Annotated in this window: 15 protein-coding genes; 6 read left to right on the top strand and 9 right to left on the bottom strand. The window is 28.2% G+C overall.

What is annotated here, in order from left to right:
• Window positions 1-72 precede the first annotated feature (72 nt).
• From H9W90_RS00500 to H9W90_RS00485, 4 genes are all read left to right on the top strand, one after another.
• Window positions 73-1,461, top strand: a complete 1,389-nt coding sequence (locus H9W90_RS00500) for a dipeptidase (protein ID WP_187482540.1) — start codon at window positions 73-75, stop codon at window positions 1,459-1,461.
• Window positions 1,462-1,694: 233 nt separating this feature from the next.
• Window positions 1,695-2,066, top strand: a complete 372-nt coding sequence (locus H9W90_RS00495; RefSeq protein ID WP_187482539.1) for a BlaI/MecI/CopY family transcriptional regulator — start codon at window positions 1,695-1,697, stop codon at window positions 2,064-2,066.
• Window positions 2,063-3,514, top strand: coding sequence for a M56 family metallopeptidase (locus H9W90_RS00490; RefSeq protein ID WP_187482538.1), 1,452 nt, complete (start codon window positions 2,063-2,065; stop codon window positions 3,512-3,514). Before H9W90_RS00495 ends, H9W90_RS00490 begins: the two co-directional genes overlap by 4 nt.
• A 123-nt stretch (window positions 3,515-3,637) precedes the next feature.
• Window positions 3,638-4,738 (top strand): DUF4407 domain-containing protein, encoded by a 1,101-nt coding sequence (locus tag H9W90_RS00485; RefSeq protein WP_187482537.1) that lies wholly within the window; start codon window positions 3,638-3,640, stop codon window positions 4,736-4,738.
• 162 nt (window positions 4,739-4,900) lie between these two features.
• Here the strand turns inward: H9W90_RS00485 and H9W90_RS00480 are convergent, their stop codons facing one another.
• On the bottom strand, window positions 4,901-5,497 hold the full coding sequence (locus H9W90_RS00480) for a PhnA domain-containing protein (RefSeq protein ID WP_187482536.1): 597 nt from the start codon (window positions 5,495-5,497) through the stop codon (window positions 4,901-4,903).
• A gap of 247 nt (window positions 5,498-5,744) precedes the next feature.
• On the bottom strand, window positions 5,745-7,367 hold the full coding sequence (gene ade / locus H9W90_RS00475; protein WP_187482535.1) for an adenine deaminase: 1,623 nt from the start codon (window positions 7,365-7,367) through the stop codon (window positions 5,745-5,747).
• A gap of 78 nt (window positions 7,368-7,445) precedes the next feature.
• Here ade and H9W90_RS00470 point away from each other — a divergent pair, with 78 nt between their 5' ends.
• Window positions 7,446-8,168, top strand: coding sequence for a peptidoglycan DD-metalloendopeptidase family protein (locus tag H9W90_RS00470; RefSeq protein ID WP_187482534.1), 723 nt, complete (start codon window positions 7,446-7,448; stop codon window positions 8,166-8,168).
• Window positions 8,169-8,174: 6 nt separating this feature from the next.
• Here H9W90_RS00470 and H9W90_RS00465 read toward each other — a convergent pair whose 3' ends face one another.
• The 3 genes from H9W90_RS00465 to H9W90_RS00455 are packed head-to-tail and all read right to left on the bottom strand — an operon-like array spanning window position 8,175 to window position 9,364.
• A complete protein-coding gene (locus H9W90_RS00465; protein WP_187482533.1) occupies window positions 8,175-8,723 on the bottom strand; it encodes a 5-formyltetrahydrofolate cyclo-ligase in 549 nt (182 codons plus the stop codon).
• A gap of 18 nt (window positions 8,724-8,741) precedes the next feature.
• On the bottom strand, window positions 8,742-8,993 hold the full coding sequence (locus tag H9W90_RS00460; protein WP_187482532.1) for a DUF3781 domain-containing protein: 252 nt from the start codon (window positions 8,991-8,993) through the stop codon (window positions 8,742-8,744).
• A gap of 2 nt (window positions 8,994-8,995) precedes the next feature.
• A complete protein-coding gene (locus H9W90_RS00455) occupies window positions 8,996-9,364 on the bottom strand; it encodes an MmcQ/YjbR family DNA-binding protein (protein WP_187482531.1) in 369 nt (122 codons plus the stop codon).
• 65 nt (window positions 9,365-9,429) lie between these two features.
• On the opposite strand from H9W90_RS00455, the gene H9W90_RS00450 reads away from it, so the two are divergent.
• Window positions 9,430-10,410 carry a CorA family divalent cation transporter gene (locus H9W90_RS00450; protein WP_187482530.1) on the top strand — a complete coding sequence of 327 codons (981 nt, stop codon included), beginning with the start codon at window positions 9,430-9,432 and terminating at the stop codon, window positions 10,408-10,410.
• Window positions 10,411-10,644: 234 nt separating this feature from the next.
• On the opposite strand, the gene H9W90_RS00445 is transcribed toward H9W90_RS00450, so the two are convergent.
• The 4 genes from H9W90_RS00445 to H9W90_RS00430 all read right to left on the bottom strand — a co-directional run bounded on the left by H9W90_RS00445 (window position 10,645) and on the right by H9W90_RS00430 (window position 14,704).
• Complete coding sequence (locus H9W90_RS00445) at window positions 10,645-11,586, bottom strand: alpha/beta fold hydrolase (protein ID WP_187482529.1); 942 nt, start codon at window positions 11,584-11,586, stop codon at window positions 10,645-10,647.
• 3 nt (window positions 11,587-11,589) lie between these two features.
• Window positions 11,590-12,339, bottom strand: coding sequence for a cyclase family protein (locus H9W90_RS00440; protein WP_187482528.1), 750 nt, complete (start codon window positions 12,337-12,339; stop codon window positions 11,590-11,592).
• 89 nt (window positions 12,340-12,428) lie between these two features.
• A complete protein-coding gene (gene hemW / locus H9W90_RS00435; protein ID WP_187482527.1) occupies window positions 12,429-13,571 on the bottom strand; it encodes a radical SAM family heme chaperone HemW in 1,143 nt (380 codons plus the stop codon).
• Complete coding sequence (locus H9W90_RS00430; protein WP_187482526.1) at window positions 13,571-14,704, bottom strand: leucine-rich repeat domain-containing protein; 1,134 nt, start codon at window positions 14,702-14,704, stop codon at window positions 13,571-13,573. Before H9W90_RS00430 ends, hemW begins: the two co-directional genes overlap by 1 nt.
• Between the last annotated feature and the right edge of the window lie 2 nt (window positions 14,705-14,706).

The raw sequence follows: 14,706 nt of genomic DNA, 5'->3' as shown, positions 1-14,706 counted from the left end.
AATCCGTAGAAACTACAAACTTGTTCATTATAATTTTTCTATTTTTGAATAGAAATTTAAAAAAACACTTAAATGAATTCAATTCAATCTTATATAAAAGAAAATAAACAACGCTTTTTAGACGAATTAATAGAGCTCTTAAAAATACCATCTGTAAGCGCGGACAAAGCATTTGAAAAAGATGTTTTATTAACGGCCGATTTTGTTGTAGAAAGTCTAAAAAAAGCAGGATGTGACAATGTTGAAATATGTGAAACACCAGGTTATCCTATAATTTATGGAGAAAAAATTATAGATAAAAATTTGCCAACTGTTTTAGTTTATGGACATTATGATGTTCAACCAGCAGACCCAATAGAACTTTGGACTTCACCTCCATTTGAGCCAGTTATTAAAACAACCGAAATTCATCCAGAAGGCGCAATTTTTGCACGTGGTTCTTGTGATGACAAAGGGCAAATGTACATGCATGTAAAAGCATTAGAATATATGACATCAACAGGAAACTTACCTTGTAACGTAAAGTTTATGATTGAAGGTGAAGAAGAAGTTGGTTCAGAAAGTTTGGCTTGGTTTGTTCCAAGAAACAAAGAAAAATTAGCGAATGATGTAATTTTAATTTCTGATACTGGAATGATTGCCAACGATATTCCATCTATAACGACAGGTTTGCGTGGTTTGAGTTATGTTGAAGTTGAAGTAACAGGACCAAATAGAGATTTACATTCTGGTTTATACGGTGGTGCAGTTGCAAATCCAATCAATATTCTAACTAAAATGATTGCTTCTCTACATGATGAAAATAATCATATAACTATTCCTGGTTTTTATGATAAAGTAGAAGATTTATCTACTGAAGAAAGAGCAGAAATGGCAAAAGCACCTTTCTCTTTAGAGGATTATAAAAAATCTATAGCTATTGGAGATGTTCATGGAGAAAAAGGATATACTACCAACGAAAGAAATGCTATTAGACCCACTTTAGATGTTAATGGAATTTGGGGAGGTTACATTGGCGAAGGTGCTAAAACTGTAATTGCAAGCAAAGCTTTTGCAAAAATTTCTATGCGTTTGGTTCCTAATCAAGATTGGAGAGAAATTACAGAATTATTTAAAAATCATTTCGAAAGTATTGCGCCTAAATCAGTAAAAGTAGTTGTAAAACCTCATCATGGTGGACAAGGTTATGTTACGCCAATAGACAATATTGCATACAAAGCTGCTAGTAAAGCCTATGAAACTACCTTTAATAAAACCCCAATTCCACAAAGAAGTGGAGGAAGTATACCTATTGTTGCACTTTTTGAACAAGAATTAAAAAGTAAAACTATTTTAATGGGCTTTGGATTAAATTCTGATGCAATTCACTCACCAAACGAACATTTTGGAGTTTGGAATTACCTAAAAGGAATTGAAACCATTCCATATTTTTATCAGTATTTTACAGAAATGTCTAAATAATATAACAATCCGTTCTGAAATGAGCGGATTTTTTTTTGGGCGTTACCAAGCAAAAAAGCTTGGTCAGGCTTTTCGTTCCAATCTTTTTATTCATACTTCATAAAAAGGATTTTCACTGCAATCCTTAACGCAGACATTCAACCAATTATTAGAAACATTTAAAATACACTTTAACTCTACATTTGTAGAATTCATTTTTTTATTCTATGTTTGTAGAGTAAAATAGAATTCTTATGCAATTATCTAAAACAGAAGAACAATTAATGCAATATTTATGGAAACGTAAAAAAGCATTTCTAAAAGATTTATTAGAAGATTTTCCAGAACCTAAACCTGCAACAACAACTGTTGCTACATTGTTAAAAAGAATTGCCGATAAAGGTTTTATAGATTATAAGTTATTTGGAAAATCAAGAGAATATTTTCCAATAATTAAAAAAACAGATTATTTTTCTAAACACGTAAACGGATTAATTAAAAACTTTTTTAACGACTCTGCAAGTCAGTTTGCATCATTTTTCACTAAAGAAACAAATCTTTCTACAGAAGAACTTGAAGATTTAAAAAAAGTTATTGATAGTCAAATTAAAAAGCAACAAAAATGATAACGTATATTATAAAATCGACAAGTTGTTTAGCACTTTTATTGTTTTTCTATCACTTTATTTTAGAAAAAGAAAAGATGCATAATTTTAATCGTTTCTATTTATTAGGTAGTATTCTTTTTTCATTTTTAGTACCATTTGTAACCATCACTGTTAATACAATTTCAGCAAATGAAGCTTTAAAGGTCACAACATTTACACAAGCCAATGTGCAAACAGAAATGAATGATTCCATCGGTTTTTCTCAATTTTTCATTCTATTCTACTTCACTATTTCAGTAATACTTGCAATTAGATTTGGAATAAATTTATTTAAAATCATTCAAAAAATAAGATTGAATGAAAAGATAAAATATAAAAAAGCAACGCTAATTTTAGTTGATGATAAAATACTTCCACATACATTTTGGAAGGCAATTTTCATCAATAAAAATGACTATAAAGAGGGTAATATTGAAGAAGAATTATTCACACACGAGTTAACGCATGTAACTCAAAAACATACATTAGATGTGCTATTAATTGAATTCTTACAAATCATATTTTGGATAAACCCATTGTTTATTTTTATAAAAAAAGCAATACAACTAAACCATGAATTTATAGCTGACTCTAAGGTTATTAATAAACATAAAAACACTTTTCAATACCAGCATTTATTATTGAATAAAGCTGCTTGGAACAACGAATATTACTTGGCCAGTAATTTGAATTATTCATTAACTAAAAAAAGATTAAAAATGATGACAACTAAAAGTTCGCAAACAAAAGTTTGGTTTAAAAAATTGGCGGTAATTCCGCTTATAATAGGTTTTATTTTCCTATTTGCAGAAAGGATTGAAGCGCAAGAAACATCAACAAAAACAGCTTTAAAAGAGTATAATACTTTAGCAAAAAAATATAATAAGCAACCAAAAGACAAACGTGTAATTAAACTTAAGGATATAAATAGATTAGAGTTCTTATACAAACAATTATCAGAAACTGAAAAGAAAAATGCAGAACCGTTTCCAGAATGTCCACCACCACCAAAAACACCTTCTAAAAAAATAAGTATTACTAATAAAAAGGATGGCAAAAAAGTTGAATTTACACCTCCACCACCACCAAGACCACATTTAGACCAAGTAATTAGTATGGCAAAAAAAGGAGCAATATTTTATTTTGAAAAAGAGCAAATAGATTCAGACAAAGCAATTTCTTTATTGAAGAAAAATAAAAATTTAAGTATTCATTCAGAAAGCACAAACAATAGTAATTACAAAGTTTGGATTTCAAAAACTGCTTTAGATTCTGCCACAAAAAATGATAACATTAAATATTATTTAGATAATAAACTTATTAGTAAAGAAGAAATGGAACTTATAAGTACAGATAAAATTGCTTCTGTAAATGTTAAAAAAAACAAAGATGGTTCTGGAGCTGTTTATATTACTAGTAAGAAATAATAATAATAATAATAATAATAATTACTTGTTTAGAACATTTTAAAAAACCTCGAATATTCGAGGTTTTTTTATGTAACAAATTCTCTACAAATACGTTATACTTTTATAACTAAACAAAATACTGTGCTTAAAAATTTCTTTCTTACTTGTTCTGGAGTCGATAAAAACCTAATTGAAAACTGTTCTAATGGAGAACAAAACAAATATGTTGGCATTGGCGCCACAGTTTTTTTCACAGCAGTTATGGCAACCATTGCAGGAAGTTATGCGCTTTTTACAGTATTTGATAATATCTTTGCTTCCATTTTCTTTGGATTAATTTGGGGATTGTTAATCTTTAATCTAGACAGATTTATAGTTTCTACATTAAAAAAATCAGATTCTAAATGGAGAGAATTCCTACAAGCTTCTCCAAGAATTTTATTGGCAGTTATTATTGCCATTGTAATTTCTAAACCTTTAGAATTAAAGTTGTTTGAGAAAGAAATAAATCAGGTTTTATTGACAGAGAAAAACCAAAAGACACTGGATAATAAAACTGAAATTGCAGCACAATTTACTCCAGAAATTGCAAGTATAAGTTCAGAAATTGAGGGCTTAAAACAAGAAATTAATACCCAAGAAGCAAAAACAAATGCTTTATATGAAACCTATATTGCAGAAGCTGAAGGTAGAAAAGGGACCAAATTATTAGGTAAAGGGCCAGTTTATAAAGAAAAAAGAGACAAACACGATGCTTCTTTATTTGCATTAAATAATTTGAAAAAAGAAAACGCAGAAAAAATTAAAAACAAAGAAGCTGATATTGCTACTTTAATAGAAAATCAGAAAATTTACGAAAGTAAAACACAACCCATTATTGCAAATTTCGATGGATTAATGGCAAGAATTAATGCTTTAGGCAAATTACCTTGGTTGCCATCTTTCTTTATATTTTTGTTGTTTTTAGCGATAGAAACATCGCCAATTTTTGCTAAATTAATTTCACCAAAAGGCGAATATGATTTTAAATTAGAAGATAATGAATCTGCTATAAAAACTTGGGTAAAACAACAAGTAGACCAAAGAAACCAATTATTACAAGCAGACATTACTGTTAACAAAAAAGTATATGAAGATATTGCTACAGAGGAAGAAATATATGCTTATAAACAAAAAATGGCTCGCGATTTAATGAAATTGCAAGCCGATTCTTTTTATAAAAAACAACAAAAAATGTTGTAAAAAGCCTCCCTTAATCCCTCCAAAGGAGGGAGAAACTGTTGTGTTTTTCTTTGCCCATAATATAGTCTCTAAACTTACTTTAAAAATATATGAAAACTAAAGTCAGTCGCAAGAGTGCTTTTTTCCCTTTGAGGAAAATGTCTGAAAGACAAAAGGGGCTTTCTATTCTTTTTCCGCCATTTTCTTAACGTAATCTGTAATAATTACAATTTGTGTCGGGCCAACTTTACCTTCTATATATTTTGCATTTTCATGGTCTAAAGAAATTCTACGAACGGCAGTACCTTGTTTTGCAACCAAACTAGAACCTTTAACTTTTAAATCTTTTATTAAAACCACAGAATCTCCAGCCTGTAAAATTGCACCATTTGCATCTCTATGAATTATCTTTTCGCTTTCGTCTAAATGATCTCCAGATTCTTTTGCAAAACGTAAATCGTCGTCTTCCAAATACATCATATCCAACAAATCTTTTGGCCAACCTTCGTTTCTTAAACGAGACAACATGCGCCAAGCAACAACCTTTACAGCTCTAAACTCACTCCACATAGAATCGTTTAAACAACGCCAATGATTTGCGTCGGTTTCTTCTGGATTATCGATTTGAGTTATACAAGTTTCACAAGCCAACAAACTTCCATCCATTCCTCCACCACCAGTTATAGTTGGTTTTACATCGTAAACAGATAAACTATCTGTTGCTGTACATAATTCGCATTTATTTCCACTTCTGTTTTCTAACTCTTCTTGTAAACTCATTTTATATATTTTAATATTGACAAAAGTACCATTTTAAATAGGATTTTTTAGAAGCTATTTCCTGCTTTCCACTATATCTTTTTTATGAAAAATAAAAAAGGATGCCGTTTCAATCAGGGCTAAACTTGTTTGCCAATTTCCGGTATTAATAAAGCAACTATTTGTCATTTTAATCTTTAGGAGAAATCTCAAAGGTTTTAAAATAAGATTTCTCTATTATGTTATCTCTTCACTAAAAAGGACACTTTTATTCTATTTCTAAAGAAGTAAACTTGAAGGAAGTTCCATCAAACAAACCTTTATCAGACAATTTTAAAGACGGAATTACCAACAAAGCCATAAAAGACAAACTCATATAAGGTGCTCTTAATTTGCTTCCCATTTCTTTTGCCATTTTATCTAATTCTGCATATTTTTCTCCAATTTCAAGAGCAGATTTGTCGCTCATAATTCCTGCAACTGGTAAAGAGACTATTTTTTCTTCAGATGAATTTACTGCACAAACTCCTCCTCTATTTTCAATAATTAAATTTACAGCTTTGCAAATTGCTTCGTCAGAAACGCCAACTGCAATAATATTATGCGAATCGTGCCCAACAGAACTTGCAATGGCGCCTTCTTTTAAACCGAAATTTTTTATAAATGCAATTGCTGGTTTATCGTTTTTATAACGATTTACAACTGTCATTTTTAAAACATCATTTTCTGTATTTGAAACTAAATTTCCATCTTTAATTAAAGAATTTGCTTCAATATTGTTTGTAACCAATTCGCCATCTAAAGCTTCAATTACTCTTATTTTTTCTGATGAAGATTCGAATCTAAACTCTTCAACTTTCTTTTTATCTGTATTAAAATTGTTTAAAACTTCGAAATCTACATGTTTCACATATGACTCTCCATTTTTAGCAACCAACTCTCCATTTATATAGGTTTCTAAAACCTTAAACTTCTTTAAATCTTCAACAATAATAAAATCTGCATCATTTCCTTTTTGCAATAAACCAACGTCTAAATTATAGTGTTTTACAGGGTTTACACAAGCAGCTTGTAATACTTTAAAAACATCAATTCCTTTAGTAACTGCTCGCTCACACAATTGATTGATATGCCCTAACAACAAATCATCTGGATGTTTGTCATCTGAACAAAACATCATTTTCTGAAAATGTTCTGGTAATAAATCTATTAAAGCTTCGAAGTTTTTTGCAGCAGAACCTTCTCTAATAATCACTTTCATTCCTTTTTGTAACTTTTCTAAAGCTTCTTCATAAGAAAAACACTCATGATCTGTAGAAATTCCTGCAGAAATGTATTTTGTAACATCTTTTCCTCGTAAACCTGGTGCATGTCCATCAATTGGTTTGTTGTTATTTTTCGCATGTTTTATTTTTGCTAAAACTTCTTCATCATCAAATAAAACACCAGGATAATTCATCATTTCTGCCAAATATTTAATGTCCGGGTTTTCCATCATTAATTTAATATCATCAGAATCTATAATTGCACCAGCACTTTCAAAAGATGTTGCAGGTACACAACTTGGTGCGCCAAAATTGAATTTCAGCGGAACTTTTTTTCCATTTTCAATCATAAAATTAACACCTTTTACACCTAAAACATTGGCAATTTCATGCGGATCAGAAACTGTTGCTACTGTTCCATGAACAACTGCAATTTTTGCAAATTCAGAAGGAACCAACATGGAACTTTCTATGTGGATATGTGCATCTACAAAACCGGGTAAAATATAGTTTTCTTTAGCATGCGCAGCTTCTCGAACTTCTAAAATCTTTCCATTTTTTACTAAAACTTCTCCTTTATAAATTCTCTTATTTTCTATATCTACAATGTTTCCTTGTACAATCATTCTAAAACTGTTTTACACAAAACTACAAATAATAAAAAGTTATTTTCTAAAACTAAAGAGAATATTCTATTTTTGAATATGGATGAAAAAAAGAGATATAAGAACTTTAAAAATTGGTCTAAAAACAAACACTTTTCTATAAAAGAATTATTTCCTACGGTTGAAAAAAGTGCTGTTTTTCATATCGATTTAAGTATCAATAACTCAACTGTTAAAACTTTTGATGAGTTTAATAATCCTGTTTATTTTGAAAGTAAACTCGATGAAATTCAGCAAAAAAATCCTACTAAAATTATTGCTGGTGGTTATTTAGAAAAACGTGCTTTATATACTTCTGACATTTATAATTCACTTGATAAAAATAGCGTAGAAAAAAGAAATATTCATTTAGGATTAGATTTTTGGCTACCAGAAAACACGCCAGTTCATGCAATTTTAGAAGGCGAAGTTGTTTGTACACTTCATCAGAAAGAATTAAAAGGTTATGGTGGTTTTATAATTCTAAAACATTTAATTGATGATGTTGAGTTTTATACTTTATATGGTCATCTTTCTGCTGAAAGTGTTTTAAAATTTTCTATTGGAGAACACATTAAAAAAGGAGAGCAAATTGGTGTATTGGGTAATTATGCAGAAAATGGTGAATGGGTTCCTCATTTACATTTTCAAATTATGTTATCGCTTTTAGATTATAAAAATGATTTTCCTGGAGTTGTTTTAGAAAGTGAAACTGAATTTTGGAAAAATATTTGTCCGAATCCGAATTTACTTTTTAAACTGAAAGGTTTTAAAGAAAATTAAGTAAAATTATTTCGGAAAAATAACAGAATCTAAAGCAACATCAAATTCGTGAACATCTTCAATTTTTGTAATCGGTTTAAAGAAGTTCAACCCTATTTTCTTGGCATCTTTTCTACAATTAGATAAAAATCGGTCGTAAAAACCTTTACCATAACCAACTCTAAAGTTTTGTTTATCAGAAATTAAAAGTGGCACAAAAATTAAATCTAAAACAGTTTCGTTAACTTGTTCTGTGTTTATTGGTTCTGGAACTCCGAATTTATTTAACTCTAAAACAGTATTTTCATCAAAATAAAAATGTGACAAAGTATTGTCTTCAAAATTACATTTACTTACAACTATTCGTTTTCCTTTTTCTCTTAAAAAACTAATAATTGATGAAGTATCTATTTCATTAAATTTTCTTAAGGAAAGAAATAAATGAACCGTTTGAACTTCAGAAAGATCTAAATTAAAAATTTGTTTATAAATATTTTCTTGAAATTCTTTAATTTCAGCATCCGTTAAATCTGTCCTTTTTTGTTTGTATATTTTTCTTAGCTCTTGCTTTTTCATGAATCTAACCTTTAGAAACTAAATTTTATCAACTGTAATAATTCTAAATGTGTTAGAATTTACTGTTATTTTTATTTGATAATTTTCATTAAAAACATAAAAATTCTTTCCTTTTTTAAAATAGTTTTCTAAAGATGTTTCTGAAAGAACCTTACATAATAATTTTTCTATTTCTGCTTTAGAAAAATTTATGCACAGCTTTTTATTAATTCTTTCATAAACTAATTCTGTATAGCAATGTTTCTTTATAATTTCTTCTTTATCAATCATATTTATAAACTCTCAAGTTCAGCTTGTAGTTTTTTGGTTAATCCTTTTACAACTAAATTATATGAATGGTTTATTAATTCTCTTACCAAATCATCTGAAACATCCGAAGAATTTATAATTACAGTATTCCAATGTTTTTTACTCATGTGAAAACCTGGCTCAATTCCTTCATATTCTCCTCGTAATTCTTCCGCTTTTTCTGGATTACATTTTAAATTTATTTTAGTTTCACCTTTTTCCCATCTTTCTAAACCTACTAAAGCAAACATTTTTCCCATCACTTTAAAAACCAAGGTTACATCATCAAAAGGAAAATGTTCTGTTACTCCTTTTTTAGCAATACAGAAATCTCTTAATTGTTCTATGTGCATAAATTATTATATTTATTACAATTTAAAAAGTACCTTTATCTATCAAATTTACAATTATTATTCAAATGGAAAATGAATTTCTAAATAGATCATCTATTATTAATTATTCGAGTAAAAACTATGAAAAAACGAATACTTCGTTAATTTCTGAAATAATTTTTACTAAAAATGATGACAACACTCAATGGCTTAATACCTATGGAATTAAGTATCAAGAGTCTTTTAAGAAGGTTATTCATCAAAATAAATTAGACGATTTTTTAATAAAATTATTGAGTGATGAAGAACACCCAAATAAAGTAATTTTATTGGATGGTTTGTTATTTGTAACTACTCGTGTCTTAATTACACAAAGTTCTAAATTTGAATCTGAACAAATGATTTTTATTGTTTCTCCTGATTATTTATGGTCTATTCAAGAAAAACAAGGAGATTATTTTAATTGGATTCGTGAACGTTTAGAAGGTAATAAAGGAATTGTTAGAAAGAAAAAAGCTGATTATTTATTATTTTTATTATTGGAATCTATAATTGATAACTACCAAGATACCTACCAAGAAAACGCTGAATTAAGTTCAGATCAATTGAGTTCTGGGAATATAAAACCTACACCAGAATTTACTTCTTTGGTTGAAAAAAGAAAGCAAGAATTATTCAATTTTAAAAAAGCGACTATTAGTTTAAAAGACACAATTGTTAAATTAGAAAAGATTGAAATTAAAGGTTTTAACGTAAAATATTTTAGCGAATTAAAAGAACAAACCAATAACTTAATTTCGAATATCGATTTTGAATTACAAGAATTAGAAAGTAAAATAAATTTAATCTTTAGTATTCAAGGTCATCGTTTAAATGAAGTAATGAAAACATTGACAATTCTTTCTGTAATCTTTATTCCGCTTACGTTTTTAGCTGGAATTTACGGAATGAATTTCGAGAACATACCAGAGTTAAAATCTCAATATGGGTATTTTATTTTATTAGGTGTTATGGTTTTAGTTACCATTATTTCTGTTTGGTATTTTAAACGAAAGAAGTGGTTTTAATTTTTTCTAATCTTAAATATTAAAATAACAATGTAAACAGAGAACATAATCCCAATAAGTTTTAAGAAATGTATAATGGTTCCAATTAAAGAACTTAACATTGAAGTAAATATTGGCCAATTTTGTGATAAATTATTTAAGAAAGATTTTATTATTGAAGTATTATCTAGAAAAAAATACGCTGCAAAAACAAATATTGTAATTACAAAAACTCTTATGATTTCTGAAACCTTTTCACTCATCCAAAAAATCTTTTAAAATATGTAAACTTTCATTTGGATTTTCTTCCATTGGAACGTGACCAGAATTTTCTAGAACAACCAATTTAGAGTTGGGTAAAATACGATCCATTCTTTTTCCATTATCTAAAGGAATCCAAGTATCTTGTGCTCCCCAAATTAATAATGTTTGTGTTTGTATACTTTTTAATTTATCTGTATTTGCTTTTTCTGTTGGTTTAAAATCAATTTTTGCTCTGTCTATAAAAGCTTCTCTATTGCCAACTCTCAAAGCCATTTTATGATAACGTGTAATTAAAGAATCTGTAATTTTAGAATCATCTGCATATACTTGTTCCATATTTTGTTTGATGACAAATTTTGGGGTAAAATATAAAAACATCGAATTTATAATTGGTGTTTTTGCCATTTTAAAAATCCAAGGTTGTGGTTTATTTGTTGGCAAACCACTTGCATCTACTAAAATTAGTTTTTCAACTTTATCTGGGTTTTCTGCTGTGTAATTCCAAGCAATATTTCCACCTAAAGAATTTCCTGCTAAATAAAATATAGAGAGATTCATTTTCTTTAAAAAATCACTTAAAAACTTTGTGTAACTCTTTATAGAATAATCTGCATTTTTATTTGGACCTGTAATACCAAAAGCTGGCAAATCCATCCTTATAACTCTGTAATTTTTTGTGAGCTCTTTTGTCCAAGAATTCCAAGTATGCAATGAAGAACCTGTTCCATGAACTAAAACTATTGGAAAACCTGTTCCTTCATCTCTATAATGAACCTGCATTCCATCGATTTCTACATACTTAGAATGTTCATTTGCAAACTCACTTTTTAAATCTTCTACAGAAATATCAGCATATATTCCACCTTTTATCAGTAGGATTAATAGAATTAAAAATCCGTAAAAAACATACTTTTTTTTAAATCTATTCTTCATAAATTAATTGATTATTTTATACAAAACTGGCTTGCTTGGAGTTGCATCATTCTCAAAAGGAGCAATCATTAAATTCAATAAATATTCTCCATCTTCAACTGAATTTGGCACATAAATAAACTCGGTAATTGTAGCATCCATTCTTAACTTTCCTGCAGTATTCCAAAATGCATTATGACATAATAATTCGCCATCATCTTTTTCCTTATCTACTGAAGGTAAATCAATTAGTAAATGTTTAATTCCTTTTTCTCGTAAATAAATAGCTGCTTCTTCTAATAAATAAGGCGGATTTGTATTCGAGTATTTCATCGATTTCTTGTCAGATAAATTCGGAATTGTTCGAATTACTATTGCATCTCTTTTCTTATTACCTAAAGCAGTTTTAAGTTGTTTTGCAGAAATTACTAAATCTTTTCCTTTACTTTCTGGCGCAACTGTAACAACTTCTGCTAGAAAAATATAATATTTTAGATTTTTGTTTACAGAGTGCACTTTTTCTGTAATATGACCAACACATTCTGTATGTGTAATGTGCGAATGAGGATTGAAATGAATATTGTTAAAGTTTACAACTGCACCTTCAGAAACCTTTACCTTTTCCCCATCAATTTCTTCTGGAAAAATTTTTGGATCTTCTACATACCAAGCATTTACATTCTCTTTAGAAACATCTATTGGAATTGAAATATCTAATGGATTAGAGATATTTACTACTATTTTTCTGGAATTGTATTCTATGGTTGCTTTCATTTATACTGAACTGGTTTCTGAAGATTTTACTAATATCTCAAATATAGCTTTTTTAAAAGATGTTTGAAAACTCTTAAAGTAATTTGATTCTAATTCAGCATAAATAAATCTGATGCAATTCCATCAACTAAAAATTTTCCTTTTTTTGTAGTTGATAATTTCTTTATTCCTGTTGAAGTAATCTTTATTTCTAACAACTCTTGCTCTATGTATTTTTTAGATTGATTCTCTAAATATTGTAGATGTTTTTCTCCAAAATCATTTTTTATTTTATCCAAAGAAACTCCCCAAATAGTTCTTAAACCAGTCATTATATATTCGTTATAATTGTCGGTTTTAGATAAAATTTCCCTTTCAACTGGCAAATTATTTTCTTGAATGGACTTTATATATTTGGCATTGTTTCGAACATTCCAACTTCGTTGTTTTCCATCGAAAGAATGTGCAGAGGGTCCAATTCCTAAATAAGATTTCCCCAACCAATAAGAAGAATTATTTTTACTGAAAAAATTTTCCTTTCCGAAATTTGATAATTCATAATGAATAAAGTTTGCCTTTTCTAACTCTTCAATTAAAACATAAAACTGTTCTTGCGCTTTTTCTTCATCAACATTTTTAATTTTTCCTTTTGCTATTAGCGTTTCTAAAGCCGTTTTTGGCTCAACTGTTAATGCGTAACTGGAAATATGTGGAATTCCAAAACTCAAAGCCGTTTGTATATTTTCTCGCCATTCTTCATTTGTGCAATCTGGAATTCCGTATATTAAATCGACTGAAATATTTGTAAAATATTGCGAAGCAATTTGCAAACAATTTTTAGCTTCTTCTGAATTGTGAGCACGGTTCATTAACTTTAAATCTTTCTCAAAAAAAGATTGAACTCCAATACTTAATCGATTAATTGGCGATTTCGAAAGTTCAATAATTTTTTCTTCAGATAAATCATCAGGATTAGCTTCTAATGTAATTTCAGGGTTTTCTACAACTTCGAAATTATTATAAACAGCATCAATTAAAACCTGAATTTCTGAGATATTTAAAACAGATGGCGTTCCTCCTCCAAAATATATAGTTTCAACAATTTTATTCTCTAATTCGTCTTTTCTGATTTCAATTTCTTTTACAAGTGAAGAAATCATTTCTTCCTTTTTTTTTAATGAAGTAGAGAAATGAAAGTCGCAATAGAAACAAGCTTGTTTGCAGAAAGGGATATGTATATAAATACCAGACATTATATTTTTCTTTTTATCTTCCCAGGAGCTCTTCTTAAAGCGTCATGTCTTTTTACTTTTAACTTTTTATTCTTTTCTTTAAGTTGGTTAATATTATCATCTGAAATAACTTCGTGATCAACATATAACAAAGATAGGAATGGAAGTTTCGCTACTTCAATAGGAATTTCTGGTATATTATTATTGTGTAGTTTTAATAATCTTAATTTATTTAATTTTAATACTGATTTTGGAAATTCTTTAAATCTATTATATTCTAAACCTATTGCATCTAAATTTTGTAGTTTAGATACAGATTCTGGTAAAAATTCAATTTCATTAGAACCTAAACTTAAATCTTCTAAAAATTCCAAATCCCCAATTGTGGTAGGAATATTTTTAAGCTTATTGTAACCAAGATTTAAGTTTCTCAAATTAAATAAATCTCCTATATTTTCTGTTATAAAACTTATTTTAGAAGCATTAGCTAATATGCTTTTAAGCTGAATACATTCAGATAATTCATCTCTCAATCTTTCAATACCACTTCCAGAAACATCAAGTAATTGCAGACATTTTAATTTATTAATTGACGATGGTAATTCTTTAAGCTTTTTATTTCTTCTAAAACTTAAATATTTAAGATTATTTAGCTCTCCTATACTTTCTGCACTCCTTAATATATTACCATCGAGTGAAATCCCTTCTAAATTATTTAATATTCCTATATTTTCTGGTAATTTCTTTAGTTTTGAATATCTAAAAGCTAGTAATTTTAAGTTTGGCAATTTCTTTAAATCTAATATAAGTTGTTCAGTATCTTCAAACTTATTATTTGATATATCTAATTCTTCCAAGTTTTCGAAAAGAAATAACTCTTGTGGAAGTGATTTTAGATTAGAAGAACTGATATCTAATCTAACAATTTTTAATTTATTAATTAAAGAATCTTTTAAACTTAATGTTTGCTTTGTTGAGTTTAACCTCCAAAAAAGTTGAGAAATATAATGGGGTTTAGACCATTTCATATCGTAATTCGAACATAAGTCTAATTCAGTCACTAAACTTATATTTTTTTTAACAACTTTATCTTTATTGTTTTTCAAACAACTGAAACAAATAAGGAGAATTAATATAGTAAGATTCTTTTTCATTA

This window comes from Polaribacter pectinis (assembly GCF_014352875.1).
Lineage (GTDB): Bacteria > Bacteroidota > Bacteroidia > Flavobacteriales > Flavobacteriaceae > Polaribacter > Polaribacter pectinis.
The sequence above is the reverse complement of the archived record's forward strand: the minus strand, read 5'-3'. Positions and strand labels throughout refer to the sequence as shown.